This window comes from Bradyrhizobium sp. JYMT SZCCT0180, assembly GCF_018130165.1.
In the GTDB taxonomy this organism is placed as follows: Bacteria; Pseudomonadota; Alphaproteobacteria; order Rhizobiales; family Xanthobacteraceae; genus Bradyrhizobium.
Genome location: NZ_JAFCLZ010000029.1, coordinates 47323 through 71173 on the forward strand (window position 1 = coordinate 47323; position 23851 = coordinate 71173).

Below are 23851 nucleotides of genomic sequence, written 5' to 3' on the forward strand. Positions count from 1 at the left end.
GCCTCGATTCAGCATTGTCCGATCGAGCGGACGTGGAACGTCTCATGTTAGGGCTCCTTGCTCCGGGATGACTGCGCTGCGTGCGCTTTGGCGTAGCGGTGGAATCCGATCTTGATGGAGACGAGCACGGGCGCGGCGATGACGAACAGCAACGCGACGGCATTGAACGCGGTGTCGAAGGCGATCACGGTGGACTGGCCGGTGACGGCCCTGCCCAGCAGGCTCGTGGCAGCCCGGCTGGCGGCCACGGCGTCCATTCCCCGCGCCGCGAGCATGGCTGTCATCGCCGTCAGCCGCTCGCTGACCGCAGGAACGCCCGCGGTGACGCTGGCGCCGAGCACCGCAACATTGCCGGCGACGTTATGGTCAATCAGTGTCTGGAGTCCGGCCACCCCCATCAGACCGCCAAGCTGGCGGCCGGCATTGAAGAGACCGATGCCGGACGCACGGTTGTGGTCATTGAGGTTCGTGAAAGCGATCAGCACGATGGACAGAAACAGGAAACCAAGCCCGAAGCCGCGCAACATGATGGCGGCCATCATGTCGTGCGCACCGCTTTCGCTGGTCGATCCTGATAGCATCCACATCGCAAGCATGATCAAGAGGATTCCAAAGGGCACTGTAGCGACCGGAGGAACGCGGCGAACCTGGAAGAGGAAGGCCGCCAGGAAAAGCGTGCCGACGAACAATGCGCCGCTTGGCAACAACAGCAGGCCGGCGTCGGTAGGCCTGAATGCGAGAACGGATACCGCAAAGGACGGGATCAGGTATCCGCTGCCGAACAATGCGGCGCCGGCGACGAAACTGACAATGAAGGCGAAGCAAAAATCCTCCGTCCGGAACAGGGTGAAATCGAGCAGGCCCCGCCCTTTGGCGATCGCCTGATGGCCGAGAAAGATCAGCAAGGCGGCGACGCCGAGGGCCGTGATCCACAGGATGTGAGGTTCCTCGAACCAGCGCCATCGGTTGCCCTGACTGAGGACATAGGCGAGGCAGAAAAATGCGACTGACATCAGCGAGAAGCCGATCCAGTCAAACGGACGGCGCACGGCCGCGGCGGGCTTCGGGGCGTCCGAAATCAACAAGACGCCGGCCGCTGCCAGGGCCACCGGAACGACGCTGACGAAAATCCATGTCCAGGACTGGCTGTCGATCAACCATCCCTCGAGAGCCGGGGCAATGGTCGCGGGGGCGACGACCGATCCCATCGCAAACAGGGCTTGAAGGATCGGTTGGTGGGCGCGCGGATAGGCGAGAAAAATGATCGCCTGGCCGCTGATAAGCAAGGTGCCGCCGGCGAAGCCCTGTATCATGCGGAGTGCTATCAACAGGTCCAGCCGGGCTGTGATGACGGCAATGCCGCATGCCGCCCCCATGACCAGCGTTGCGCCGATGATCAGTTTGTGCGGATCGACACGGCTCATCAGCCAGGAGGCGGTCATGAACCCGATCAGCTTCGACGCGGTGTACCCGATGTCGAGCCAGGCGGCCTCATCGGGAGTTGCATAGGTGTCGCCGATGATATAGCCGCGCCCAAGCGACAGCACGGTACCTGCGATCGCCTCCGTCAGCGTCGCAAGCACGACACCCACGACAAGAAGCGATCCGGTCGCAGATCTGTCGCGGCTCGGCGTATCGGCGACTACAGCGGTCATGAGCCGCTCCTCCGGTCGACCTCGACGCGTGCGGACAGGCCGGGCACGAGGCGGCCCGGCAACGGGTTGCTGGCAAACCGGATCTTCACCGGTACGCGTTGAACGACACGAATGAAGTTGCCTGTCGCATTGTCTACCGGAAGCAGGCTGAAGGCGGACCCGCTGCCCGGCGCAAAGCTGTCTACCAGGCCTTCGATCGTCTCATTCGGGTAGCCGTCGACCTTGATGCGGACGCGCTGGCCGGGCTGGATATGTTCGATCTGGGTTTCCTTGAAGTTCGCCACCACCCAGACGTCCTTGACCGGAACGATGTCGAGCAACGGGGTGCCCGGCGCGACCAGCCTGCCGATGCGGACCTGGCGGTTGCCGATCACGCCGCTGACCGGCGCATGTACCACCGTGTTGTCGAGATCGATCTGGGCGAGATCGCGCGCGGCCTGTGTCTGCGCCACGGCCGCAACGGCCGCCTCGCGCTGGGTGGCAAGGACGGCAATTCGCTGGTGCTGGGCCTCCACCATCGCCGACGCCGCCGACACACCCGCCTCGGCCCTTGATAGCGCCGCGTCGCTTTCATCGACCGCGGCCTGGCTGACGGCATTGGTGCGGATAAGTTCGCGGCGGCGATCGGAGGCCTTGCTCGCCAGAATCTTCTCGGCCACGGTCGAACGTCGTTGGGCTTCGGCCTGCCGAACCAGCGCGTGCTGAAGCTGGATGTCCGCATCGACATTGGTGAGGCGAGCCTGGGCCGCTTCGACATTGGCCACCGCCTGCGCAAGCTTTGCGCGATAGTCCCGGTCGTCGATCCGGAACAGGATGTCACCCGCCTGGACGGTCTGGTTATCCTCGACCTCGAGGGCCGTGACATAGCCGCCAACCTTCGGGGCCATGGAGGTCACGTCGCCGCGGACATACGCATTGTCGGTCGAGGTCTCGCCGATCGAGCGCGCCCTCCATCCGGTGGCCACGATCACCACCGCGCCAAGACACAGCAGCAAGCCGATCGTCTTCTTCCTGTTACGCTGCATGACGGCCTCCGGTAATGGGTGTTACCATTTGACGTTTATGGTAATGATCGTTACCAGTCAAGGGATGGATCGAGATGGATGAATGGCTGTGGCTAAGAAAGGGCGCCCGAACGGTCGCCGGGAGGCCCTGCTTCGCGCTGCGGCCGAGGTGTTTTTTGAACAGGGCTACGCGGCGACGAGCATCGACGCGATCATCGAACGCGCCGGGGGTTCGAAACGCAACATCTACAGCGAGTTCGGCAACAAGCAGGGCCTGTTCTCCGCCATCGTCAGGGAAAACGCGGACAGGGTGCTTTCGACCCTGGTCATCGAGCAGACCGAAGGCCACGATCTCAAGGCGACGCTGACGGCGTTTGGTCAGCATCTGATGGGCGTTTACATGTCGCCCACCCTGATCGGCATCTACCGAATTGCCGTCACCGAGGCCAACCGCTTTCCTGATCTGGTGAAGTCGTTCTACGAACAAGGACCCGGCCGGGCGACGTCCCGACTCGCCGAGGTCCTTGAAGCCGCCAACAAGCGAGGAGAGATTCGCACCGATGATTGCTCGCGAATGGCCGGTCACTTTGTCGGCATGATCCGCGACAACCTTCATCTGCAGGTCGTTCTCGGGCTGCGCGCGGCGCCGGCGGACAAGGAAGTGCAGGCGGCGGTCGGTTCGGCCGTCGAGGTGTTCTTGAACGGTGTTCGACCTGGCCGGAAAAAGTAGACAGCCTGTTGTCGTCTTCGGAATCGAGCGGTTTTCTGAACGGCTCGGCCGAGTGCTGATAGCGATCATCATTCTCTCCGTCATGTGAGGAAATGCTCATCGTCGGGCCTAGCGCGCGGTCCAGCCACCATCGACGGAGATCGCCGTGCCTGTGATCTGCTCGGCCGCAACCGAGCACAGGAACGCGACGGTGCCGCCAAGCTGCTCCGGCGACGCAAAATCCAGCGACGGCTGCTTCTCGGACAACAGCTCTTCGGCGGCTTGCTTCTGGCTGATGCCGCGTTGGGCTGCGATGTCGCTGATCTGCTTTTCGACGAGCGGCGTTCGCACCCAGCCGGGACACACCGCATTGCAGGTGACGCCGCTCCCGGCGGTCTCCAGGCCGACCACCTTGGTCAGGCCAACCATACCGTGCTTGGCCGCGACGTAGGCGGCCTTGTGCGTCGACGCGACGAGGCCATGCGCGGAAGCGATGTTGACGATCCGTCCCCAGCGCTGCTTTTTCATCTGCGGCACCGCCGCTGCGATGCCGTGGAACGCCGCCGACAGGTTGATCGCGAGAATTGCATCCCACTTGGCCGCTGGAAACTCATCCACCGGCGCGGTGAACTGGATGCCGGCATTGTTCACGAGGATGTCGAGGCGCCCGAATTTCGCGATCGTCGCGGCAATCAATCCGCGCACGGCGTCGCCCTTCGACATATCGGCGCCGTCGTAGACGACGCGCACGCCGTGCTCGCGTTCGATCCCGCTGCGGATCGCCTCGATCTCGCTCGCCTCGCCAAAACCGTTCAACACCAGGTCGGCGCCGGCCTTCGCCAGTTCCCTGGCGATGCCAAGGCCGATGCCGCTGGTCGATCCGGTCACGATCGCTACCTTGCCCTTCAACATTGGAATTCCTTTCGGATGTTTTGAGAGATGAAGTCCGCCGGGAGCTCAGTCGCGGCGATGGACGTCGTGCGTGACGATGCCGAGCTCCGGTGCCGGCGGGTCGAGGCGATGCGGATCGGCCAGCGTGCGGCGGATGTCTTCGAGCCCGCTCTGCCAATGCGTACGCATCGCGCTCAACCCGAACTCGTAGTCCCGCGAATGGCCTTCGTAGATCTTGGACTGGTAGATCAGGTGAACGATGTTGTAGGAGCGATGGCGCGCCATGTCGGCGATGGCGCGGATTTCCGGCTTCGCCTTTGCGCTTGCCGGCAGCTCTTCCATGGTCCGCTGCAACGCCTGACGCATCTTCTGCATCCGCAGCACCTGGTCGGTGACGGCGCGCGTGCGGCTCGAATACTGGATGTCCTTCTGCCGGCTCGACACCTCCATCAGGTCCTGGGGAACGCGACCCCTGGCCGACCAGAGATCGATCTGGAATGTCAGGGTGTCAGATGGCTCGCCGGACAGCACGCGCGATAGCGGCGTATTCGAAACCACGCCGCCGTCCCAATAGTGCTCGCCTTCGATTTCGACGGCGGGAAATCCCGGCGGCAGCGCGCCGGAAGCCATGAAATGCTTTGGTCCCAGCCGGCGTTCGGCGGTGTCGAAATAGGTCAAATTGCCGGTGCGGACGTTGACCGCGCCGACGCTGACGCGCACTTCTCCCGAGTTCAGCCGGTCGAAGTCGACGAGTCGCTCCAGCGTCTGTTGCAATGGCGCGGTGTCGTAGAAGCTGGTCGCGGCATCGCCTGTGAACGGCGACCAGAGCGGCGACGGGAAGCGCGGCTTGAAGAAGCCGGGCTGGCCCTGGACCAGGGCCCGCGTCGCCGCCAACCTGTTGCGCACCGAGTTGATGTCGAAAGCAAACGGCAAGGCGTTGGCCAGCCCCTCGCCGGCGGGCCACTCGATCGAAAAGGCACAGATCGTCTCCCAGAACTCGCGCAGACGTGCGACACGCTCGCCTTCCGGCGAACCGGCGATGATCGCGGCGTTGAGCGCGCCGATCGAGATGCCGGCCAGCCAGTTCGGCCGGATGCCGGCCTCGTGCAGGCCCTCATAGACGCCGGCCTGATAGGCTCCAAGCGCGCCGCCGCCTTGCAGCACCAGAGCGACGACATCGTACGGCAGCGGCCTTTCTTGCTGCGGCACCGGACTTGATTGTTTACGCATCACGTTCAGCATTGCCAAAACTCCCTGCATTGTGGCTGATCCCATCAGCCGGCATTCGCTTCGATCAGGATTTCGGACCCGGTCCCGCGTCGACGCAGCGTCGCGCCAGGCGCCAGATAGTCGTGGACCACGGTGCCAAGCCCGAGCGTGAGGTCGGCAACAACGTGCTTGGCGGACAGCACCTGAAGCACCGGCAGCTCGGCGACGGGAGCGAGCGCATGCGAGCACAGGTCGAGCGCCGCCGGCCCGGTCCATGCGCCCTTCACGGTGATGTCTTCGAGATGGAAGCGCACCAGCTCGCAAATACGTGCCGTGCCGTCGACGTGCGGGATGATCTTGAGCAGGAAGTTGGGTGCGGCGAGTTTTCTGGCTTCGACCGATGTGTCGAGGGCGCGGTGCTTGTAGCCCATGGTGCCGGTGGCGATGCGGACTGAGCCGTAGTTCAGCGTGCCGACCAGCGTATCGGTCTCGACTACCAGTTTCGGCTGCGCCAGCTTCTTGGGAAAGCCCCACAGTTCGCGCCCGCCGGCAATGGGCGGATGATCATTGAGAAACATCTGGTGGACGAAGCTGCCGGCCTCGCCCCGGTAGGACACCGGGATGACCTGGCCGCTTTCGGTGTAGTCGCCGAAGCCGGTTGAATCAGGCATGCGGATGAATTCGTAATTCACCACCGGCTCGGTCAGTTCGAGCGGTTCCGGCACGACCCGGCGCAGCGCTTCGGGATCCGTTCGGTAGCGAATGATGAAGTACTCGCGGTTGATGAACCGGTAGGGGCCGGGTGGGAAGGCCGAGTTCGTCAACGGCATGGCGAACGCGGTCGCGCGCACGGTCTCGTGTTTCATCGAGGTCGAACTCCAAAGGGATTTTGGGTGAGCGGGCCGCGCTGTCGTGTCGGTAACGCGGCCCGTATCGGATCAAGCGCTTGCGACGCGCCCTCGTTCAGACCGTGCGGTCAGTAGTCCCAGAACACCGGCACCCAACGAAAGGCGCCGCCGTCAACTGCCACATGGCCGACGGACGGGAACGGCAGGTGAGTTGCCACCAGCAGCCCGCGGGTATCAGCCAGTTCTCGCAAAAGGTTGATGCGAACGCGGGCCGACTCCTCGGGGTCGTGTTCGAAGCCGTTGTACCACTCGGGGTGCTCGAACCCGACCGCGAACACGAGGTCGCCGGCGAACGTCAGCCGGTCGCCGCCGGACACCACGCGGACCACGCTGTGCCCGGGGGTGTGGCCGCCGGTGCGAGTGACGACCACTCCCGGCGCCACCTCATACTCCTCCTCGAACGTGTGCAGCTGGCTGCGGTACTCTTTCACGAACCGCTTGGCTGTCGATCGAAGCGCGTCCGGAAATCCCGGCGGCATGGACACGTGGGAAAAATCGGGCGCCTCCCAGAACTTGACCTCGGCGGCCGACACGTGGATCCGCAGGTCCGGACGCAGCCGCTCCTTGACGCCGTCGACGAGCAGCCCGCCAATGTGGTCCATGTGCATGTGCGTCAGCACCACGTCGGTCACGGACGCAAGATCGATGCCGGCGGCCTCCAGTCGTTTGATCAGCTGCCCTGCCCGCGGCAAGTGCAAGTCCGGGTCGAGACCAAGCCCGGCGTCGACGAGGATGGTCCGGTCGCCGCTGCGCACCACGACCACGTTCAGCGCCCAATCGTAAGCGTCCGGCGGCAGGAACATGTCTTTCAGCCAAGTCGCCCGGACGGCCGGGTCGATGTTGTGTGCCAGCATCGCGGTCGGGAGCGGCAGCACGCCGTCGCTGACCACCAGCACCTCAATGTCGCCGACCTGCACCGCGTAGCGCGACGGAACCAACTCGTTAGGGCCCGGTGCAGCGGGGTGCGAGGTGTTGGCCAGGCTTGTGTCTAAATTCATCTTTGTCTCCCGTTTCATGGTGAAGGTTACTGGCTGGTCTTGGTTGAGCAGGCCGCGCAGCCAGTGCGGAACGCGGCCCGTTTCGAATGACGCGCTTGCTGCGCGCCCTTGTTCGGATCTTGTGGTCAGTAGTCCCACCAGGTCGGGACCCAACGAAAGACGTCGCCGGCGATTGCTACCCGGCCGACGGACGGGAACGGCATGTGCGTGGCCACCAGCCACGAGCCGGTTGTCGCCAGCTCCCGCATGAGCCCGATGCGTACACGGGTCGCCTCCTCCGGGTCGTGTTCAAAGCCGTTGTGCCATTCGGGGTGGTCGAACGAGACCGGGAAGATGGCGTCGCCCGCGAACATCAGCCGCTCGCCGCCGGACGCCAGGCGCACAACGCTATGCCCGGGCGTGTGGCCCCCGGTGCGCGCGACGACCACCCCCGGCGCCACCTCGGACTGCTCCTCGAATGGCCGCAGCTGACTGCGGTAATCGTCCACGAACCGCCGAGACGCGCTCCGAGCCAAATCCGCGAGCGCCGGCGGCATGGCGGTGCGGGAGAAATCGGGCGACGCCCAGAACTTGACCTCAGCGGCGGCAACGTGGATCCGCAGGTCGGCGCGCAAGCGTTCCTTCACGCCGTCGACGAGCAGCCCGCCGACGTGGTCAAAATGCATGTGGGTCAGCACCACGTCGGTCACCGATCCAAGATCGATGCCGGCGGCCTCCAGTCGAGAGCCCAACTGCCCGGCCCGCGGAAAGTCCGGGTATTCCATACCCAGCCCACTGTCGATGAGTATGGTCTGGTCGCCGCTACGCACTACGACCTCGTTCAGCGCCCAATCGAACGCGTCCCGCGACAGGAACATGTCGTCGAGCCAGGCACCCCGCGCAGCCGGGTCGGCGTTCGTCGCCATTGACTCGGCTGGCGGCGTTAGCACCCCGTCGCTGATCACCATCACGTCAATCTCACCAACCCGCAGCGCATAGCGCGACGGAACCAATTCGTTGGGCACCGGCCTGACGGGGCAAGAGGCGTTGGCAACGCTGATGTCCAGATTCATGTTTCTCTCCTTTCACGGTAAGGCTGCTGGTTGATCTTGGTTGATCGGGCCGCGCAGCCAGCGCGGAACGCGGCCCGTTTCGCGCGAAGGCTCTAGAGGAAGCCGGTCACATCAGTGACACGCTCCGGATCGGCCGAGGCCAGCGCGGCAGCACGCTCGGCCTTCGGCGGATAGATCCAGACGGTGTTGATTTCCTGCTTGGTCTTCTTGCCGACATCGCCGACCATCCCGACCTTGCGCTCCCAACCGATCGTGAACAGCGCGCCGGCCTCTCCGAGATCGAGACAGGTGACGTATCCCTTCTGGTGATAGGGCTTGGTCGGAACGCCGAGCAATTCGGCGGCGGCATTGTTGCCGGCGAAGGCGCCCATCCGCGTGGCGTGCTGGCACGACATCAGAGCGTAATTGCCGACATCGTCGCTGGCGGCCCTCGCGGCATCGCCGGTGGCGAAGACGCCGGGCACCGACGGCACGCGCAAGTCGCGGTCGACCAGCAGCCGGCCGAAATTGTCGCGCTCGGCCGGGATCTGCTGGGTCAACGGAGCGGCGCGAATGCCGGCCGCCCAGATCACGGTTTCGGTTTCGATGTGTTCGCCGTTGGAAAGCGTGACGCCGGATTTGTCCAGCGACGCGACGCCGGCGCCGAGCCGGGTCTCCACGCCGACCTTGCGCAGGGCATCCTCAATGACGGGGCGCGGACCTGCGCCCATATCCGGAGCGATCGCGCTGTTCCGGTCAACGATGATGACGCGCGTCTTGGTATCCTTGCCGAGGATCGCACGAAGCCGTGTAGGCATCTCCGTCGCCGCCTCGATGCCGGTGAACCCGCCGCCGGCAACGACGACCGTGTCGCGCCCGTTCTTTGCCGGCCGATCGGCCAGGCCGTGCAGATGCCGGTCGAGGGCGATCGCATCGTCGAGCTGGTCGACGCTGAAGCCGTGTTCGGCAAGGCCGGGAATATTCGGACGGAACAGCCGGCTGCCGGTAGCCACGACCAGCCGATCGTAGGAGAGGCTCTTCTTCGCGCCCTTGGCGCCGACGATGTTCACCGTGCGGGCCTTGGTATCGATGGTCTCGGCGCTGCCCTGCACGTAGACAACATCGACCGCCTTGAGCACATCCAGCAGCGGCGCGGTCAGCGTTTCGGGCTTCGGTTCGTAAAGCCGAGGACGAACCACCAGCGTCGGCTCTGGTGCAATGAGCGCGATCTCGAGCTGTTCGGGCGACACGCCCTGGATGTCGCGCAGGCGGGCGGCGGAAAGTGCAGCGTACATGCCGGCGAAGCCGGCGCCTATGATGAGGATTCTCATGTGATCTTCTCCTGTGGTTTGATCTTCTCAAAATTCCGCGCGTTACCGCCGCTGCACTTCGTTGACGGCAGCGATCGACCATGACGCGAAGACGTGAAACGAAGGTGCCGGCCCCCTATGGAGGCGAGCAGTCCAGCATTAGCGGCATGGGCCGTTCACATACCGCGCGGCAGCTTCTGGAACTGCGTGAGCTGCGTTGAAAGACGATCGAGTGAACGGGATTCGGTGGCCAGCTCTTGAAGATTTGGGCGCCGTCGTTGATCACGATGGAGCTCACCGGATTCTTGCCTTGGGTAGCTTGCGCCGAATTTTCCGCTTCCTCACCGGTCGGTGAGGTGAAGCGCACCGTCAACGAAAGGCCGTACATGAGGGCGCTCGCGACCACCCTTCGTCGTGACGTGACCGCATTTGGGCCGACGAAGTTCTTCCAGGCCATTGTTTGTCTCCCTAGTTCTCGGCGTGACCATCGCATGGTCTCTATCTAGCGGACCAAACCTCTGACTGCCCCAGAGCGATTGACGTACCTGTAGAGAGATTGCTGCTAACGCATGCGCCTGCGCCAGTCGCTCGGGGTCTCGCCGGTCAGCTTCCTGAATGCCGCGGCGAAGGCGTTTTGGGAGGCGTAGCCAAGCGTCGCTGCGATCGAGACGACCGACGTGTCGGTGTCGCGCAGCATGTTCATGGCCTGCTCGAGCCGGTGCTGGCGCAGCCATGCGTGTGGGGAAAGCCCGGTGCTTTCCTTGAAGGCACGGCAGAAGTGGAAGCGCGACAGCCCGGCATCGGACGCCAGCGCCGCAAGAGATACGTCCGCATCGCTGTCCGAGCGCAGGCGTTCGATGGCGCGGCGCAGTACCGTGGGCGCGAGGCCACCTATGGTCGGCTGGAACGCGGTTGGCGAGCCAATGTGCGCAGCCAGGAGATGAGTGGCCAGGACGTCTGTCAGCTGATGCCTGAACAGGGCATCCAGTGCGGCACTGCCTCCAATCATATCCGCCGCGCTCAAAAGCAATCGGGACGCCGTGAGATCGGGATGTCCCGTCCTTTCCAAGAGATCACCGGGAGCGGCCATATTAGCTTCGCCGGCGACGCGTTGCAGCGTTGTGGGCGGAAGATAAAGCTGAACGACATTGACGGGGCCGGGAATATCCCATCGGGCGCTTGAGCCGGCGGGAATGATCGTCACAACCCCGGAACGCGCCGTTCCGATCGCCACTGATCTTCCCGACCGTCGCTCCAGCTGTTGCAGGCCGGTCGGGTAAGTCATGATGACGTGATCAGCCATGGGCTCGACGACGTCGTGCAGCGCATTGTGCTTCCAATGCGCGATCACTCCACTGGACGGATCGGAAGCCTGGCGCAGCGGAGCGGTCTTGAGCACGCGCGCCATCTCCACACCGGCAGGACGCCGGTCGGCATTCGGCGAATCAAGTTGGTGCGCCTTGGAAGCGTCCTCCTGATTCTTCTGCGAGAAATCGCGCAAAATTGGCTTGCAGCTCATGACTTGCAGCTCATGACTTGTCCTCGCCATTGAGGGCGGTCGGTTAATCGCAGAGCGTTCGCTGTTATCGCGTCCGCCGTCTCCACTCGCCCGGCGTTTCGTTGGTCAGCTTCCGGAATGCGGCGGCGAACGCGGTCTGGGAGGAATAACCAAGCGCGGCCGCGATCGAGACGACGGAATCGTCAGTGTCGCGCAGCATGTTCATGGCCTGCTCGAGCCGGTGCTGACGCAGCCAGGCATGGGGTGAAAGCCCGGTGCTCTCCTTGAAGGACCGGCAGAAGTGGAAGCGCGACAGTCCGGCATCCGAAGCCAGCGCCGCGAGCGAGACGTCCGCATCGCTGTCCGAGCGCAGGCGTTCGATGGCGCGGCGCAACGCCGACGGCGGCAGCCCACCCAGGGTCGGCTGGAACGTGGTCGGCGAGCCGGTATGCGCAGCCAACAGGCGCGTGGTCAGCAGATCCGTCAGCTGATGCCTGAACAGCGTATCCAGGGCCCCATTGCCCTCCATGGCATCGGCAGCGGTCAGGAGCAGCCGGGACGTGATGGGGTCGGGATGTGCCGTGCGCTCCAGGAGATCGGTTGGTGCGGCCGTGTCGGCTTCGCGGGCAACGCGCTCCAGCATTGTGTGCGGAAGATAGAGCTGAACGACATCGACGGGTTTCGGGATATCCCATCGAGAGCTCGATCCTTCCGGAATGATGATCACGACGCCGGGACGAAACGTTCCGATCGCAACTGATTTTCCTGTCCGCCGCTCCATGCGCTGCGTCATGCCGTTGTAAGCCATGATGACGTGATGGGTCATGGGCTCGACGACGTCGTGCAACGGTTCATGCTTCCAGTGCGCGATCCCGGCACCCGAGGAATCCAGAGCCATGTGAAAGGGTGTGGTCCCGAGTACGCGCGCCATCTCCACATCGGCAGGACGCCCATCGGCACTCGGCAAGTCGATCCGGCGCGCTTCAGACGCGGCCGGCAGATCCTCCGAAGGTTCACGCAAGTTCGGCTTAGTCATGTCTCGTGCTCGCGTCAGCCATTGTTTCTTGTAGGCCTACAGGGTGATGGCAAACGCCGGGTGACGGTATCGTGCGGCGAGGCTGATCCCGCTGGCCCGGCGGATAGATCAACCTGTACCTTGGGATAGGGTTGGCGGGCCGTGTGTTAAGCCGCAGACAATCGCGTCATGCGGCCGCCGTGCTCGACAATGCTGAGGTCGGGAGGCACAATTCGTCGTCAGTCCCGGCATCCGAGCTGATCGGAATCGTGAATTGAAACGCCGCACCGCTTGGGACGTTTGCTGCCGCCCACAACCGTCCTCCGTGGTCCTCGACGATCGAACGGCAAATGGAAAGTCCCATCCCCAGACCGCTCGACTTCGTCGTATAAAATGCCTCGAAGGCTCGATCGATCGCCCCCTCCGACAGCCCCGGGCCGGAGTCTCGCACCGCAATGAGAATACAGTCAGCTTCAGCCTGGGTGCTGATCAGCAACTCCCGAGGCTCGTCGCTCATCTGGCTCATCGCTTCGACTGCATTGACGATCAGGTTCAGCATCACCTGTTGAATTTGGACCCGACTGCCTCGAATGAGAGGAAGACTCTCCGCAAACTGAGTCCGCAATTGAACGCTGTTTTTCGACACCTCACCGCGCGTCAATCCGATAACTTCCGAAATCGTTTCATTGATCTCCAGGCTATCCTTTCGCGTCGGCTCCTTCCTGACCAACGCGTGCGTCCGGTCGACAACTTCAGTGACACGCATGCCGTTCAGCACGGCCCGGTCTATTGCCTTCTTCGCCCTCTCGACATCCGGCTGCTCGCGAGCGAGGAAACGCTGAGCGGTTTGGGTATTCAGGAGCGCGGCCGTGATCGGCTGCTTGACCTCATGCGTAATGGACGCCGTAAGCTGGCCCAAAGTTGCCAGCCGGTTGGCGTGGGCCAATTCCGTCTGCATGCTGCGGAATCGCCGCTCGCTCTCCCGCGCTTCCACTTCTGCCCGTCTGCGCTCGGTTAGATCGAGCACAAACGCGACACCCTGACTGTCTGTCCCTTCAAGGGTCGCGATGCCGATCAACACCGGAATACGGCTGCCATCCTTCCGGATATACTCTTTTTCAAAGGGCTGCACGGCTCCCTTGTTTTTTACCTCGGACATCATCAACGCATCGCGATCACGCCATTCGGGGGGCGTCATGTCAGCCCAGCTCACGCGGCCGGACAGGAGATCGTACTGATCATACCCAACGATGCGCAAATACTCGCTATTGGCATCAAGAATCCGCCCCTCGTCATTCCAGATGACGATACCGATGATGTTGGCATCGACGAGGCGGCGAATTTTCGCTTCACGTTGTTCAATCTCCCGCTGCGTGGTTGCAATGGATCTCAAATCCGCCTGCAGCACGTCACGCCACTGCAACAGCAGTCTGAGATAGAGATCGCTGTATCCGTTGCTTTTCCTGTCGAGAACACAAATCGTTCCGAATATCTCGCCATCGGGCCAACTGATCGGCACGCCGAGGTACGAGATCATGCCCAGCTTGATGTCAGGGTTTGATTTCCACGCCTCGTCCTGCAGAGCATCCGGGACGATCAGCGGTCGACGGGTGCTCATTACGGTCTCGCAATAAAGCCCTGTATTGAGACATGCGAGTTCGTCCCGTTCGTAAGGATTTTCCTTGGACTCGCTGGAAACCAGGACTTTGATATTTGGCGGCTCTACCCGCATGATCAAGGCGGAGGGAACGTTTACAATATCGGCCAGAAGGTCTGCGATCTCCTGCCATTTCCGCATGATGTCCGCGGGTACCTGCATGTTGTGGAGCCGGTCCAGCTCGACACGCATGTCCGCTGCGCGCAAATCCTCCGAACGCGATCCCACGCTTTCAGATGCGAGACCGGACAACGCCATCCCCGGCGGGGATGTGAAGGATTGTTCGCGGCCGCCCGGGGCGGCGTTGTGGACAGGACTAGCCATCGGAAAGCCCCTGTCCATCGCCGTCAGGGCTAGAGCCCACGTGCCTCAGGGCGGACTGCAGGTGACGAAAGAGGACGTCGCTGCTTACCGGCTTGGTGAGGTATGCATAGGCGCCACCTCTCATGGCGCGAGAGCGGGTCGCCGGATTGGTGTCAGCCGTGACGATGATGACCGGCATCGCGGAACCGAGACTCCGCAAATGCTGCAGCAGGTCAAGCCCGCTATGGCCCGGCATGCTCACGTCGGTCATCAGGCAAGCGAACCGGTCCGGGACATATTCCGCCATGAAGGCCTCCGCTCGATCGAAAGTGCGACACGATAGATCCAGCACCATCAGGAGGTCGGAAAGGGCCTCCCGAACAGCTTCGTCGTCATCTACGATTGCGACCAGGGGCGCTTTGGGCAAGCCGATAACCTTCGCTAGCGTGGCCAGCTGACCACGCTCTCGTCTCGCCCATTGCTGGCCGGGTCGTAACCATCCTTTGGTCTAGGGTGATTTTTGCTCCCGGATCTCCGCAGGCAGCAATTCCCAGATGCGAATGAGCTGCCCGACGGACGCGGCCTGCATCTTCTTCGTCACGTTGCCGCGGTGGAGCTTGACGGTGATCTCACTGATGCCGAGATCGAACGCGATCTGTTTGTTGAGGCGGCCCTTTGCCACTTCGCGCATGACCTCGCGTTCGCGCGGCGTCAACTTCGCGTAGCGGTCGACGTGCAGCTTGACGTGCCGGGCGGCGGTCCGTAGCGAAATATCCTTCTCGATTCCGGCCGTGACGGCGTCGAGCAGCGTCTGGTCCCGGACGGGCTTTGTAAGGAAGTCCATGGCTCCCGCCTTCATCGCCTGCACGGTCATCGCGATGTCGCCATGACCGGTGAGGAAAATGATCGGTCTCGTATGACCGTTCAAGGCGAGATGATGTTGTAGATCGAGGCCGCTTGCGCCAGGCATGCGAACATCGAGGATCAGGCAGCCCGGCCGCTCCGGAAGGTCCGCCTGCAACAGTTCCTGTGTCGATCCGAAGCAACATGCGTCGATTCCCACCGACAGCAGAAGTTCTCGAATTGCGAACCGGACGTCCTCGTCGTCGTCCACGATCAGGACGAGTGGACGATCCGTCTTTTCGGCAGCCATGCTCATGGGTAATCGGGGTAAGGTTGGTAGGGCGGATGAGCGGGCAAGTGCGGTGGTGGCAAGCATTGCTTAGTCTCCTAATCGCTACTGCCCCGTTGCCTGTCGCGGTCGTTCAACTTGAGTCGACCGTTCGGGCCGTGTTCTAAACTCCGTACAAGTACGGCGTCTTTCCTAAAGCCGCCGTCCTTTGTCGGAACCTGCTCCAAGCGCGCAATCGTGATACTAATGGCTGAGACGCCGCAGACACGCGACCTGGTGATCAAGCCGGAAAATCATTGAATTCGCTCCGGAAATCGTCTTCCCGCGATCGAGCCGGTTGATGTCGCAGCAGCTTCGCGTTTTACGAGCACGTCTAGACGGTCGTTCGCTGATGTCAGATAATCCGGCGCGACCTCGCGATACGATGATGACCTGCCTGGTCCAATTCCGCGCATGAGACCAAACCAGATGATACAGACGGGCGCCTTCGGGCAAAGGCTCGGGCAGATCCTGCATTTGCAGGATGCGCCGCCGTCGCTGATGACGCGGTCACTGCGCGGTGTGCAGCTCGCATTCACCGAAACCCGAAATGACGACCCCGTGCCGGGTCTTTCCGGCTCGTTCGCGCTTGAGGATGCTTTTCTCGTCAGCCTGAAACTTCACGATTTCCCGGACTGCGAACTCTGGGAGAATGGCAAGTGCGTGATGAAGGCGGATGTCCCGGCGGGGACGACATATCTTTACGATCTCAAGCGCGATCCCCGCTATGTGATCGACAAGCCATTCCACTCCCTGTTTTTCTATCTGCCGCGCTCCGCGCTCGACAGCCTCACCGAACAGGCCCGCACGCCCCGCGTCGGTGAGCTCGCCTGCGATCTTGGTGTCGCCCATGATGACGTGGTCGTCCGTCACATCGGCGCCACGCTGCAGGAAGGCTTGCGCCGGCCGGGCGAGACCAATCAGCTTTTCGTCGATCACATGATGCTCGCCCTCGCCGCACACGTCGCGCAGGCGTATGGCGGACTGCGTCCCGACGCCAAGCCGACCCGCGGCGGTCTGGCGCCGTGGCAAATGAGGCGCGCCTGCGAAAGGATCGAGTCCGATCTTGGCGGGAAGATTTCATTGCAGCAAATCGCGGCCGAGTTCGATCTGTCGGTCAGCCATTTTTCACGGGCTTTTCGCAGTTCCACCGGCCTGCCGCCGCACCAATGGCTGCTTCGCCAACGGGTGAAGGCGGCCAAGCAGTTGATGACCGTCCCCGACCTGTCGCTGTCCGAGATTGCGATATCGGCCGGGTTTGCCAATCAGAGCCACTTTACGCGGGTGTTTTCCGACGTGGTCGGCGTCAGCCCGGGAGCGTGGCGCCGCGAAGCGCAAAATGCCCCGGAAAGCGAGAATTGATCCAGGCCAATGCCAGGCGTAGCGGATCAGCGACGCTTCCCCAGTGAGATGACGTAGGCGGCGCGGCGCGCCGCAAAGATCTCGTCGGGCGGATGAGCGATGCCTTCGGCGAGAGTTGCCGGATTGAAGACGGAGGCGTCGCACGCCTCGTCGGCTTCAACACCGGTGATAACGATCGTACCCAGCCGCACCGATTCGCGGGCATCCTCATTCGGCCATCGGCTGGTCACGTCCATGACGGGATCGCCGGGACGGTCGAGCAGCGCCATCACATTGAGCCGGACACCGCCTTTGGCGATCCGGTTCTTGAGATCGTCGTAAAGGAAATCGGCCGACTTCACCCTCGCCTCGTCCCCGGTCAGCGTGACGTCTCCGCCGACTGGCGCGACCTTGAACTTGATAAACCGCGTCTCGCCGCTCGAACTCGTCGCGGGAAAGGCGTGCACGCCCCAATAGGTCGTGCCGGAAAAACTTCCGGACAGCGGAAGCGCGGCGATGTAGTTGGCCTGATGCAGCGTTTCGGGATTGGCGGCGGAGAATGCCTTGAGCTTCCTCATGTTCGGCTTGCCGCTTGGTCCCGGCATGCGCGCCTTGAGGTAAGCCAGCATCTGGTCGAGCGTCCTCGCAAAATGCACCGGAGCGCTTTGCAGGAGCATGTCCGAGCGATGATCTTGGCCGCCGAGCCTGAAGCTGAAGCCGCGCAGCACGCCGCTGTCGAGTTCCGCTACTTTGGGATCGCCGCCGCTCACCGAGAAGCGCGCCAGCACGCGTGATGGCTTTGTGAAGCTTTGCGATCTCGTTACTTCCGGCGCATGGTCCGACGGAATATAGGTGCCGCGAACGCATCGGCCCTCACCAAAGCTCGCGCGTACCCTTGAGCGTACCCTTGGCGGATGACCGGCTAGCGCGTTCAGGGCGTCGACGATGGACGCGGGTGTGGCCGCGCCGGCTGGGAACTGGACCACGGCGGGACCCTGGGTTTGAGCACTCGGAGCGCATTTTAGGCGCTGTGCATATCGGGCGTCTTTCCCAAAGCGACCATCTATTGTCCGATCCTGCGCCCCATCCCCACTGCACAGGCTCATTCACCCTAGACCAGGGGATTAGAAGCACGCACCCCTCGTAGGGTAGCGCAAACGACTCCATGCGACGCATCCTCAGCGCCATCGCGTCAAGAAAATGGAGAGGACGATGCAGGTAAGCGAGTGGCGGCAAGCAGCGGAGAAGCCTGTTTCATTGCCTGATCGGTGCCGGGACGAAGTCCCTTTTCACGGCTCCCTGCCGACTTCTCCGGCCGCGATCCTGCCTGACTTCATCGGCAAGAACCGCAAGTGCCTGGCCGGGCAATCCGATGCGATCAACGATGGCAGGCTGGCCTATGCCACCTGCCATGCGACGGAGGCGGAGGAAAGCATCTCCGACGAGATGCTTCTCAAGAGCGTTGCGGAGGGTGACAAGACCGCGATGCACATCATGTTCGCCCGTCACCGCGCCAGAGTACTTCACTTCATCAAGCGGACGGTCCGTAATCCGGGCATTGCCGAGGATCTCGTCAGCCAGGTATTCCTCGACGTCTGGCGCTCCGCAAATAGGTTCGAATATCGCGCGCGGGTTTCCACATGGCTGCTCTCGATAGCCCGGTTCAAGGCGATCAACTCGCTCCGAGAGCGCATTCACGAGAGCATCGATCAGGACGATGTGCACGGAATCGCAGATGCCGGTGACACGCCGGAAATCGCGCTCGATCGAAAGCAAACCAACAGCATTTTGCGCGCATGCATCGCCAGGCTGTCTCCTGCCCATCGCGAAATCATCGACATGGTCTACGAGCGCGAGAATTCGCCTGCCGAAGTGAGCGAGATGCTCGATATTCCTCTTGCCACCGTGAAGAGCCGAATGTTTTACGCGCGCAAGCAACTTGCGAGCATGCTCGTGAATGCCGGTTTCGAGGTCCCAACATCAACAAGGCGGGGAAAGCAAAGTCATCTGGCCGCCTGCATCTAAAGTGCGGGCACAGCTATCGGCACTGATGCCTTTCCCGGCCCGCTCCCTGCGACGCGTCAAGGGAGGCGGGCTCGAGCTGCGAACATCACGCGGCGACGCAGCAATTGCGGCCGCGAACGCTGCTATCGCGATCAACCGCCCGGCAAAGCCGTTGACATTCCAGCGCATTGTCAAAATACTCGGCTATAATAAAGAAAAATCGATGGGAGGACACGATGCCCACTTCACGCAGAACACTGCTGAAGACTTCTGCGGCTGCGGCCGCCGCATTCAGCTTCGATTGGACACGTGCCCAGGCGCAAGCCGAAACGGTACGCATCGGCCTGATCTACGACTTGACCGGCCCCTTTGCAGCCGGTGGATCGGTTGCCTCCTCGATCGGCGCGCAGATCGCCATCGATCTCGTCAACGAAAAGGGCGGCATCGGCGGCAAGTACAAGGTCGCCGCCGTCGCCGCCGATTCCCAGAGCAAGCCGGAGGTCGCGATCAATGAGGCGGTGCGCCTGATCGACCAGGAGAAGATCGACATCATCAACGGCGTCTATGCGAGCTCGCATGCGGTGCCGCTCTCGGCCAAGGTCGAGCAGCAGAAAAAGATCCTCTGGATCACGACCGCGGTCTCGACCGCTGTGTTCAAGGACAAGAACCTGCAATACGTCTTCCGCGCCCAGATTCATTCCGATCAGTACGGCCAGGCCTTCGCCGGCTTCATCGCCGAGCATGCCAAAGCAAAGCTCGGGATGGAGCCCAAGGACGTCAAGGTCGCGCTGATCCACGAGGATGGCCCCTATGGTGTCGGGGTCGCCGCCGCCGACGAGGCCTATTCCAAGGAGGCCGGCCTTCAGATCGTGCTCCGCGAGGGTTATTCGGCATCCGCGCCCGACCTTTCGGTGCTGGTGACCAAACTCAAGCGTGCGAGGCCCGACGTGATCTCTCACGCGGGATACAATCCTGATATCACGCTGTTCCTGCGCCAGGCGCGCGAGAGCGGCCTCAAGTTCAAGATGCTGTTCGGCGCCGGCGCGGGCTACAGCCAGCTCGACAAGCTGCGCGCTACCTTCGCCGCGGACATCGACAATTTCTGCAACATCGATCCGGTGCCGGCGCAACTGCTCGACGCCACCAAACTGGCGCCCGGCATCGGTGATCTCACCAAGACAATGGTGACACGCTATAAAGAGAAGACCAACGCGACCGACGTGCCGCCGCACTGCTCGATGGGCTTCAACCAGACCTGGATCCTGCTCAACAGCGTGCTGCCCGTCGCCAAGGACAAATACGGCGGCTTCGATCCCGATGCGATTCGCAAGGCGGCGCTCGACGTCGACATCCCGCCAGGCGGCACGATCCAGGGCTATGGCGTGAAATTCTTCAAGCCGGGCACGCCGATGTCCGGACAGAACGAGCGTTCGACCCCGGTCGTGATGCAGAATGCCGGTGAGCACATCTCGGTGGTTTGGCCGACCAATATCAGGACGCAGGACCCGGTGTTCCCGCTGCCGAAATCGTCGGTCTACGCTTCGTAGCGTATTCTATCGGGGGCTTGTCCGATCAAGGGCGTCGGCGCGGGGTTGCTGTCCCGGGCCGTGCTCGCGCGCGATGAAATCCTCGAGCCATAGCGGTTCATTGCCCTCGACGGGAACGCGCGTCGACTGCAGGGGTCTCGTCCAGTTGCAGGCTTGCGGGTGATAGAACACCTCGCGACCACCCTTCGCCAGGATGGCGAAGAAAACATAGCGCTGCCCAGGCTGAAAAAAGAACTCGCACTCCAGCGTTGCGTAGACGTCCATCAACTTGATGGTGCGAGCGAGCCTTTCACCGCCTTTCCACGCGCGCTCGACCTCGATGAGCCATGCGTGCTGGTCCGCGCGGACGACCTTGCCGGCAAACACATATTGGGCGCGGTCGAAGCCGGCTTCGGGAGAGACGGGATCGCAGGAACATGCATATGCAGCGCCCGCGCCCCACATCCAAGAGATAAACAGGACCAGCAGCCTCATCAGATTCGTCATCGGAACCTCCTGGCAGCCCGCAGGAAGCGGGGCGTGGGAGATCAGCCTACAGCGTCACTCTCCGGCCCTCTTCGGCGGCCCAATAGCCGGCGTAGTTGACCTTGATCGTCTCAAAGGCCAGCGCGAGATCTGACAGTGGCTGCCTTCCCGTCGCGACGCATTCCATGAAATCCTGGATTTCCTGCAGGTAGCCGCGCGTCCATTCTTCCTCGAGGCAGACATATTGCCAGCCGGTCTTGCGATCGACCTTTTCGGTGATGTAGACGCTGGCGAGCTTTTCCTCGGATGTCTGGTAGCTCATCATGTGGTTGTTCGGCGTGATGTTGGCGAACAGGGCGCCGCCGCTGGTATAGGTCTCGATCAAATTGCGCACGCCGCCCGCGATCATGTCGCCGGAAAATATCGTCGCCTTGGTGCCGTCGGAAAAAGTAGTGGTCAGCGTACCCCAGTCCTCGACGTCGACCGGATTGGACTTGATGACGCCGCGTTCGTTCGACCGCAGGCATGCCGCGACGTTGCCGACGTCGCAGGTCACGCTGGCGACGCTGACTACCTCACCCCGTGCCTTCGCCTCGACCTGCTTCAGATAGAGCACCGCCGAAAGCGGGTGACATCCCATCCGGATCAGCGAACCGCCTCCGGTCATCGCCCATTGCGCGGCATGCGCCGCATGCGAGCCAGAGTGGCTCTCCTCGCCTTTCATGAACAGGATCTTATCCCCTGTGGCACGGAGGATCTCCACGGTCTTGGTCACCGCGGGCGCATAGATCCAATCCTCCGCATACATGAAGAGCTTGCCGGTCTTCTCGATCGCCGCGCGCGTGCGCTCCATTTCCTCCAGCACGCGCTTGTACATCAACGCTTTCGGCACATGCTTGCCGATGGGCGCCTTGTCGCCGTCCTGCCCGAAATAGCCCGCGAACGGCTTTTCGCAGACGACATGTTTGCCGGCCTGCATCGCCTCGACAATCATCGAGGCGTGCAGATTGGGCGGCGTGCAGATGTCGATGACATCGAGCTCGCCATCGGCGATCAAATCGCGAAAACTGCGATACGCCGTCGGGATCTGGTGCCGGCGGGCGAACTCAAGGACATGATCGCCCCTCGCCGCGACGGCCCGGACCTCGACATCCAGGCCGTAGACGCGCTTGTACGCATACATATGCAGCTCGGACACAAAGCCGCAGCCGGCCAGACCGACCCTGATCTTTGCCATGGCGGATACCTCCAGTGGTCGGTCAAGAACGGGCCCTGCTCCCGTGACGGGTAACGTGGCTGCTGCGGAATGAGCCTGACATGAGCGACGTGATTTTCGGCTCGCGATGGTTGTCGTGTAGCAGCTTTCCTTTTTGCGCCCAATAGTAGGCCCTGGAAGATGCTCACACCACGCCGGACGAGCTTCCTTCGCTTCACGTTGGATTTCGCCCCGACGGCCGGCCGCCGGTGCGGAGAGCCGCTCGGCCGAGCGAGGCAAAGGCGCTTAGCGAAATAACATTGCTGGCAAATCCCCAACCGCCCTCCAACCGGCCGCCGGGAATGGGCGATCTCCCCTATCTGCGCCGGCGGCGGGCCTGCGCCACCAGCGGTTGCGGCCGCGTCATTTTCGGATGATCCCCCGAACGTACGGTCCCAAAGGTTGCATCCGCGTTCCATTGTGGCTTGTGGCCGGGCGGGCTTTAGTTCTAACCTTGCAGCAAGGGCGCCATAGAGCGCGGACAGGCAACAAGAACCAAACAAAAACAGTATCTTTGGGAGGATCAATGGAACGCAGGACGCTTCTCGGCGGAACGATCACCGCCGCCGTGCTTGGCCTAACTTTTGGGCTCACCTCAGCCGCATTCGCCCAACAACCCCCCATCAAGATCGGTATGTCGATGGCGCAAACCGGCGGTCTCGCCGGCGGCGGCAAGGCCTCGCAGCTCGGCATCGAGGTCTGGCGAGACGACGTCAACGCCAGAGGCGGCCTGCTCGGCCGCAAGGTCGAACTCATCGTCTATGACGACAAATCGAGCGCTTCGGAAACGCCTGCGATTTACTCGAAACTGCTGGACGTCGACAAGGTCGATATCCTGTTCGCCCCCTATGCGACCGTGCCGACAGCGCCCTTGATGCCATTGGTCAAGCAGCGCGGCATGTTGCTGATGGGCAACTTCTCGTTCCAGGTGAACAGCAAGGTTGGCCACGACATGTGGTTCAACAATGCGCCGTGGGGACCGGCCGACAGCTGGGCGTCGTCCTTCCTCGATCTTGGCCAGAAGGCCGGCGGCAAGACCATTGCACTGCTCGCGGCGGACCAGGAATTCGCCCAAAATCTGGCCAAGACCGCCAGGGAGGTCGCGACCAAGCTCGGCATGAAGATCGTGTTCGATCAGGCCTACCCGCCGAGCACCGTGGAGTTCTCCGGCATTCTTCGCGCGCTGAAAGCTGCCAAGCCCGACATCGTCTATGTGGCGTCCTATCCGCCGGATTCGGCCGGTATTCTGCGTGGCGTGAACGAGATCGGGATCGGCGACAACGTCAAGCTTTTCGGCGGCGGCATGGTCGGCCTGCAATTCGGCGCGGTCATGGAAAACCTGGGCTCGCTGCTTAACGGCGTCGTCAACTACAATACATGGCTGCCGGAACCGAGCATGTACCACGAGGGCACCAAGGCGTTCTTCGAGACCTATACGAAACGCGCCGTGGAAGCCAAGGTCGATCCGCTCGGCTATTATCTGGCGCCCTACGGCTACGCCAGCGGTCAAATGATCGAGCAGGCCATCAAGGCCGTGGGTTCGCTCGACCAGAAGGCGCTGGCGAAGTATCTGCGAGAGAACACCCACAAGACCATCGTCGGGCCGATTACGTTCGCGGCGGACGGCGAGTGGAAGGAAAGCGGCGTCGTGCAGGCCCAGTTCCGCGGGATCGCTGACAAGAACATGGAACAGTTCCGCAGCTCAGGCAAACAGGTGGTCCTTTTCCCGGACAAAATGAAGTCGGGCACTCTCGTCACTCCCTTTGAGGCCGCCCGAAAGTAAGCTTCCCGGCTTTTCACCGGATCATGGTGCGCTGACAGGGGATCAGCGCACCTGCCTCTTCAAAAAGCGGAATGGGATGGACGGCGTGCGCGAACCG

22 protein-coding genes are annotated in these 23851 nt (G+C 62.5%); 5 read left to right on the top strand and 17 right to left on the bottom strand.

The window, feature by feature from the left end; translation table 11 throughout:
• Nucleotides 1–47 precede the first annotated feature (47 nt).
• On the bottom strand, nucleotides 48–1655 hold the full coding sequence (locus JQ641_RS32890; protein ID WP_212000405.1) for an MFS transporter: 1608 nt from the start codon (nucleotides 1653–1655) through the stop codon (nucleotides 48–50).
• Nucleotides 1652–2680 carry an HlyD family secretion protein gene (locus tag JQ641_RS32895; protein ID WP_212000407.1) on the bottom strand — a complete coding sequence of 343 codons (1029 nt, stop codon included), beginning with the start codon at nucleotides 2678–2680 and terminating at the stop codon, nucleotides 1652–1654. The genes JQ641_RS32890 and JQ641_RS32895 overlap by 4 nt, the downstream gene beginning before the upstream one ends.
• A gap of 82 nt (nucleotides 2681–2762) precedes the next feature.
• On the opposite strand from JQ641_RS32895, the gene JQ641_RS32900 reads away from it, so the two are divergent.
• A complete protein-coding gene (locus tag JQ641_RS32900) occupies nucleotides 2763–3389 on the top strand; it encodes a TetR/AcrR family transcriptional regulator (protein WP_212000416.1) in 627 nt (208 codons plus the stop codon).
• A 108-nt stretch (nucleotides 3390–3497) separates the two neighbouring features.
• On the opposite strand, the gene JQ641_RS32905 is transcribed toward JQ641_RS32900, so the two are convergent.
• The 12 genes from JQ641_RS32905 to JQ641_RS32960 form a co-directional block, all read right to left on the bottom strand.
• Nucleotides 3498–4280: a 3-hydroxybutyrate dehydrogenase gene (locus tag JQ641_RS32905; RefSeq protein ID WP_212000417.1), complete on the bottom strand. Its 783-nt coding sequence runs from the start codon at nucleotides 4278–4280 to the stop codon at nucleotides 3498–3500.
• Between the two features lie 45 nt (nucleotides 4281–4325).
• Complete coding sequence (locus JQ641_RS32910) at nucleotides 4326–5501, bottom strand: DUF3734 domain-containing protein (protein WP_212000419.1); 1176 nt, start codon at nucleotides 5499–5501, stop codon at nucleotides 4326–4328.
• Nucleotides 5502–5533: 32 nt separating this feature from the next.
• Nucleotides 5534–6334, bottom strand: a complete 801-nt coding sequence (locus JQ641_RS32915; RefSeq protein ID WP_212000421.1) for an acetoacetate decarboxylase — start codon at nucleotides 6332–6334, stop codon at nucleotides 5534–5536.
• Between the two features lie 110 nt (nucleotides 6335–6444).
• Nucleotides 6445–7374 (bottom strand): MBL fold metallo-hydrolase, encoded by a 930-nt coding sequence (locus JQ641_RS32920; RefSeq protein WP_212000422.1) that lies wholly within the window; start codon nucleotides 7372–7374, stop codon nucleotides 6445–6447.
• A gap of 125 nt (nucleotides 7375–7499) precedes the next feature.
• A complete protein-coding gene (locus JQ641_RS32925) occupies nucleotides 7500–8426 on the bottom strand; it encodes an MBL fold metallo-hydrolase (RefSeq protein ID WP_212000427.1) in 927 nt (308 codons plus the stop codon).
• A gap of 92 nt (nucleotides 8427–8518) precedes the next feature.
• A complete protein-coding gene (locus JQ641_RS32930) occupies nucleotides 8519–9736 on the bottom strand; it encodes an NAD(P)/FAD-dependent oxidoreductase (protein WP_212000429.1) in 1218 nt (405 codons plus the stop codon).
• Nucleotides 9737–9851: 115 nt separating this feature from the next.
• On the bottom strand, nucleotides 9852–10172 hold the full coding sequence (locus tag JQ641_RS32935) for a hypothetical protein (RefSeq protein WP_212000431.1): 321 nt from the start codon (nucleotides 10170–10172) through the stop codon (nucleotides 9852–9854).
• A gap of 105 nt (nucleotides 10173–10277) precedes the next feature.
• A complete protein-coding gene (locus JQ641_RS32940) occupies nucleotides 10278–11234 on the bottom strand; it encodes a helix-turn-helix transcriptional regulator (RefSeq protein WP_212000433.1) in 957 nt (318 codons plus the stop codon).
• Between the two features lie 64 nt (nucleotides 11235–11298).
• Nucleotides 11299–12249 (bottom strand): helix-turn-helix transcriptional regulator, encoded by a 951-nt coding sequence (locus JQ641_RS32945; RefSeq protein WP_212000435.1) that lies wholly within the window; start codon nucleotides 12247–12249, stop codon nucleotides 11299–11301.
• Between the two features lie 166 nt (nucleotides 12250–12415).
• Entirely contained in the window at nucleotides 12416–14209 is a 1794-nt protein-coding gene (locus JQ641_RS32950; protein WP_249150984.1) for a GAF domain-containing sensor histidine kinase, read from the bottom strand.
• Nucleotides 14202–14615, bottom strand: a complete 414-nt coding sequence (locus JQ641_RS32955; protein WP_212000437.1) for a response regulator transcription factor — start codon at nucleotides 14613–14615, stop codon at nucleotides 14202–14204. The genes JQ641_RS32950 and JQ641_RS32955 overlap by 8 nt, the downstream gene beginning before the upstream one ends.
• 81 nt (nucleotides 14616–14696) lie before the next feature.
• Nucleotides 14697–15407, bottom strand: coding sequence for a response regulator transcription factor (locus JQ641_RS32960; RefSeq protein WP_502755020.1), 711 nt, complete (start codon nucleotides 15405–15407; stop codon nucleotides 14697–14699).
• Between the two features lie 381 nt (nucleotides 15408–15788).
• On the opposite strand from JQ641_RS32960, the gene JQ641_RS32965 reads away from it, so the two are divergent.
• Nucleotides 15789–16721 (top strand): helix-turn-helix domain-containing protein, encoded by a 933-nt coding sequence (locus JQ641_RS32965; RefSeq protein WP_212000438.1) that lies wholly within the window; start codon nucleotides 15789–15791, stop codon nucleotides 16719–16721.
• Between the two features lie 26 nt (nucleotides 16722–16747).
• On the opposite strand, the gene JQ641_RS32970 is transcribed toward JQ641_RS32965, so the two are convergent.
• Entirely contained in the window at nucleotides 16748–17686 is a 939-nt protein-coding gene (locus tag JQ641_RS32970) for a catalase (protein WP_349628660.1), read from the bottom strand.
• Nucleotides 17687–18077: 391 nt separating this feature from the next.
• Here JQ641_RS32970 and JQ641_RS32975 point away from each other — a divergent pair, with 391 nt between their 5' ends.
• Nucleotides 18078–18725 (top strand): sigma-70 family RNA polymerase sigma factor, encoded by a 648-nt coding sequence (locus JQ641_RS32975; protein WP_349628664.1) that lies wholly within the window; start codon nucleotides 18078–18080, stop codon nucleotides 18723–18725.
• A 215-nt stretch (nucleotides 18726–18940) separates the two neighbouring features.
• Nucleotides 18941–20251, top strand: a complete 1311-nt coding sequence (locus JQ641_RS32980; protein WP_212000443.1) for an ABC transporter substrate-binding protein — start codon at nucleotides 18941–18943, stop codon at nucleotides 20249–20251.
• Between the two features lie 6 nt (nucleotides 20252–20257).
• On the opposite strand, the gene JQ641_RS32985 is transcribed toward JQ641_RS32980, so the two are convergent.
• Complete coding sequence (locus JQ641_RS32985) at nucleotides 20258–20737, bottom strand: hypothetical protein (protein ID WP_212000448.1); 480 nt, start codon at nucleotides 20735–20737, stop codon at nucleotides 20258–20260.
• Between the two features lie 46 nt (nucleotides 20738–20783).
• Nucleotides 20784–21953, bottom strand: coding sequence for a Gfo/Idh/MocA family protein (locus tag JQ641_RS32990; RefSeq protein ID WP_212000450.1), 1170 nt, complete (start codon nucleotides 21951–21953; stop codon nucleotides 20784–20786).
• A 544-nt stretch (nucleotides 21954–22497) separates the two neighbouring features.
• On the opposite strand from JQ641_RS32990, the gene JQ641_RS32995 reads away from it, so the two are divergent.
• On the top strand, nucleotides 22498–23754 hold the full coding sequence (locus JQ641_RS32995) for an amino acid ABC transporter substrate-binding protein (protein ID WP_212000455.1): 1257 nt from the start codon (nucleotides 22498–22500) through the stop codon (nucleotides 23752–23754).
• Nucleotides 23755–23851: the final 97 nt, after the last annotated feature.

Coding starts and splice junctions, on each gene's coding strand:
- JQ641_RS32960 (WP_502755020.1), bottom strand. CDS start 15,407: ATGCTTGCCACCACCGCACTTGCCCGCTCATCCGCCCTACCAACCTTA.
- JQ641_RS32935 (WP_212000431.1), bottom strand. CDS start 10,172: ATGGCCTGGAAGAACTTCGTCGGCCCAAATGCGGTCACGTCACGACGA.
- JQ641_RS32925 (WP_212000427.1), bottom strand. CDS start 8,426: ATGAATCTGGACATCAGCGTTGCCAACGCCTCTTGCCCCGTCAGGCCG.
- JQ641_RS32915 (WP_212000421.1), bottom strand. CDS start 6,334: ATGAAACACGAGACCGTGCGCGCGACCGCGTTCGCCATGCCGTTGACG.
- JQ641_RS32905 (WP_212000417.1), bottom strand. CDS start 4,280: ATGTTGAAGGGCAAGGTAGCGATCGTGACCGGATCGACCAGCGGCATC.
- JQ641_RS32890 (WP_212000405.1), bottom strand. CDS start 1,655: ATGACCGCTGTAGTCGCCGATACGCCGAGCCGCGACAGATCTGCGACC.
- JQ641_RS32940 (WP_212000433.1), bottom strand. CDS start 11,234: ATGAGCTGCAAGCCAATTTTGCGCGATTTCTCGCAGAAGAATCAGGAG.
- JQ641_RS32950 (WP_249150984.1), bottom strand. CDS start 14,209: ATGGCTAGTCCTGTCCACAACGCCGCCCCGGGCGGCCGCGAACAATCC.
- JQ641_RS32965 (WP_212000438.1), top strand. CDS start 15,789: ATGATACAGACGGGCGCCTTCGGGCAAAGGCTCGGGCAGATCCTGCAT.
- JQ641_RS32985 (WP_212000448.1), bottom strand. CDS start 20,737: ATGACGAATCTGATGAGGCTGCTGGTCCTGTTTATCTCTTGGATGTGG.
- JQ641_RS32945 (WP_212000435.1), bottom strand. CDS start 12,249: ATGACTAAGCCGAACTTGCGTGAACCTTCGGAGGATCTGCCGGCCGCG.
- JQ641_RS32990 (WP_212000450.1), bottom strand. CDS start 21,953: ATGGCAAAGATCAGGGTCGGTCTGGCCGGCTGCGGCTTTGTGTCCGAG.
- JQ641_RS32920 (WP_212000422.1), bottom strand. CDS start 7,374: ATGAATTTAGACACAAGCCTGGCCAACACCTCGCACCCCGCTGCACCG.
- JQ641_RS32900 (WP_212000416.1), top strand. CDS start 2,763: ATGGCTGTGGCTAAGAAAGGGCGCCCGAACGGTCGCCGGGAGGCCCTG.
- JQ641_RS32910 (WP_212000419.1), bottom strand. CDS start 5,501: ATGCTGAACGTGATGCGTAAACAATCAAGTCCGGTGCCGCAGCAAGAA.
- JQ641_RS32980 (WP_212000443.1), top strand. CDS start 18,941: ATGCCCACTTCACGCAGAACACTGCTGAAGACTTCTGCGGCTGCGGCC.
- JQ641_RS32930 (WP_212000429.1), bottom strand. CDS start 9,736: ATGAGAATCCTCATCATAGGCGCCGGCTTCGCCGGCATGTACGCTGCA.
- JQ641_RS32995 (WP_212000455.1), top strand. CDS start 22,498: ATGGAACGCAGGACGCTTCTCGGCGGAACGATCACCGCCGCCGTGCTT.
- JQ641_RS32895 (WP_212000407.1), bottom strand. CDS start 2,680: ATGCAGCGTAACAGGAAGAAGACGATCGGCTTGCTGCTGTGTCTTGGC.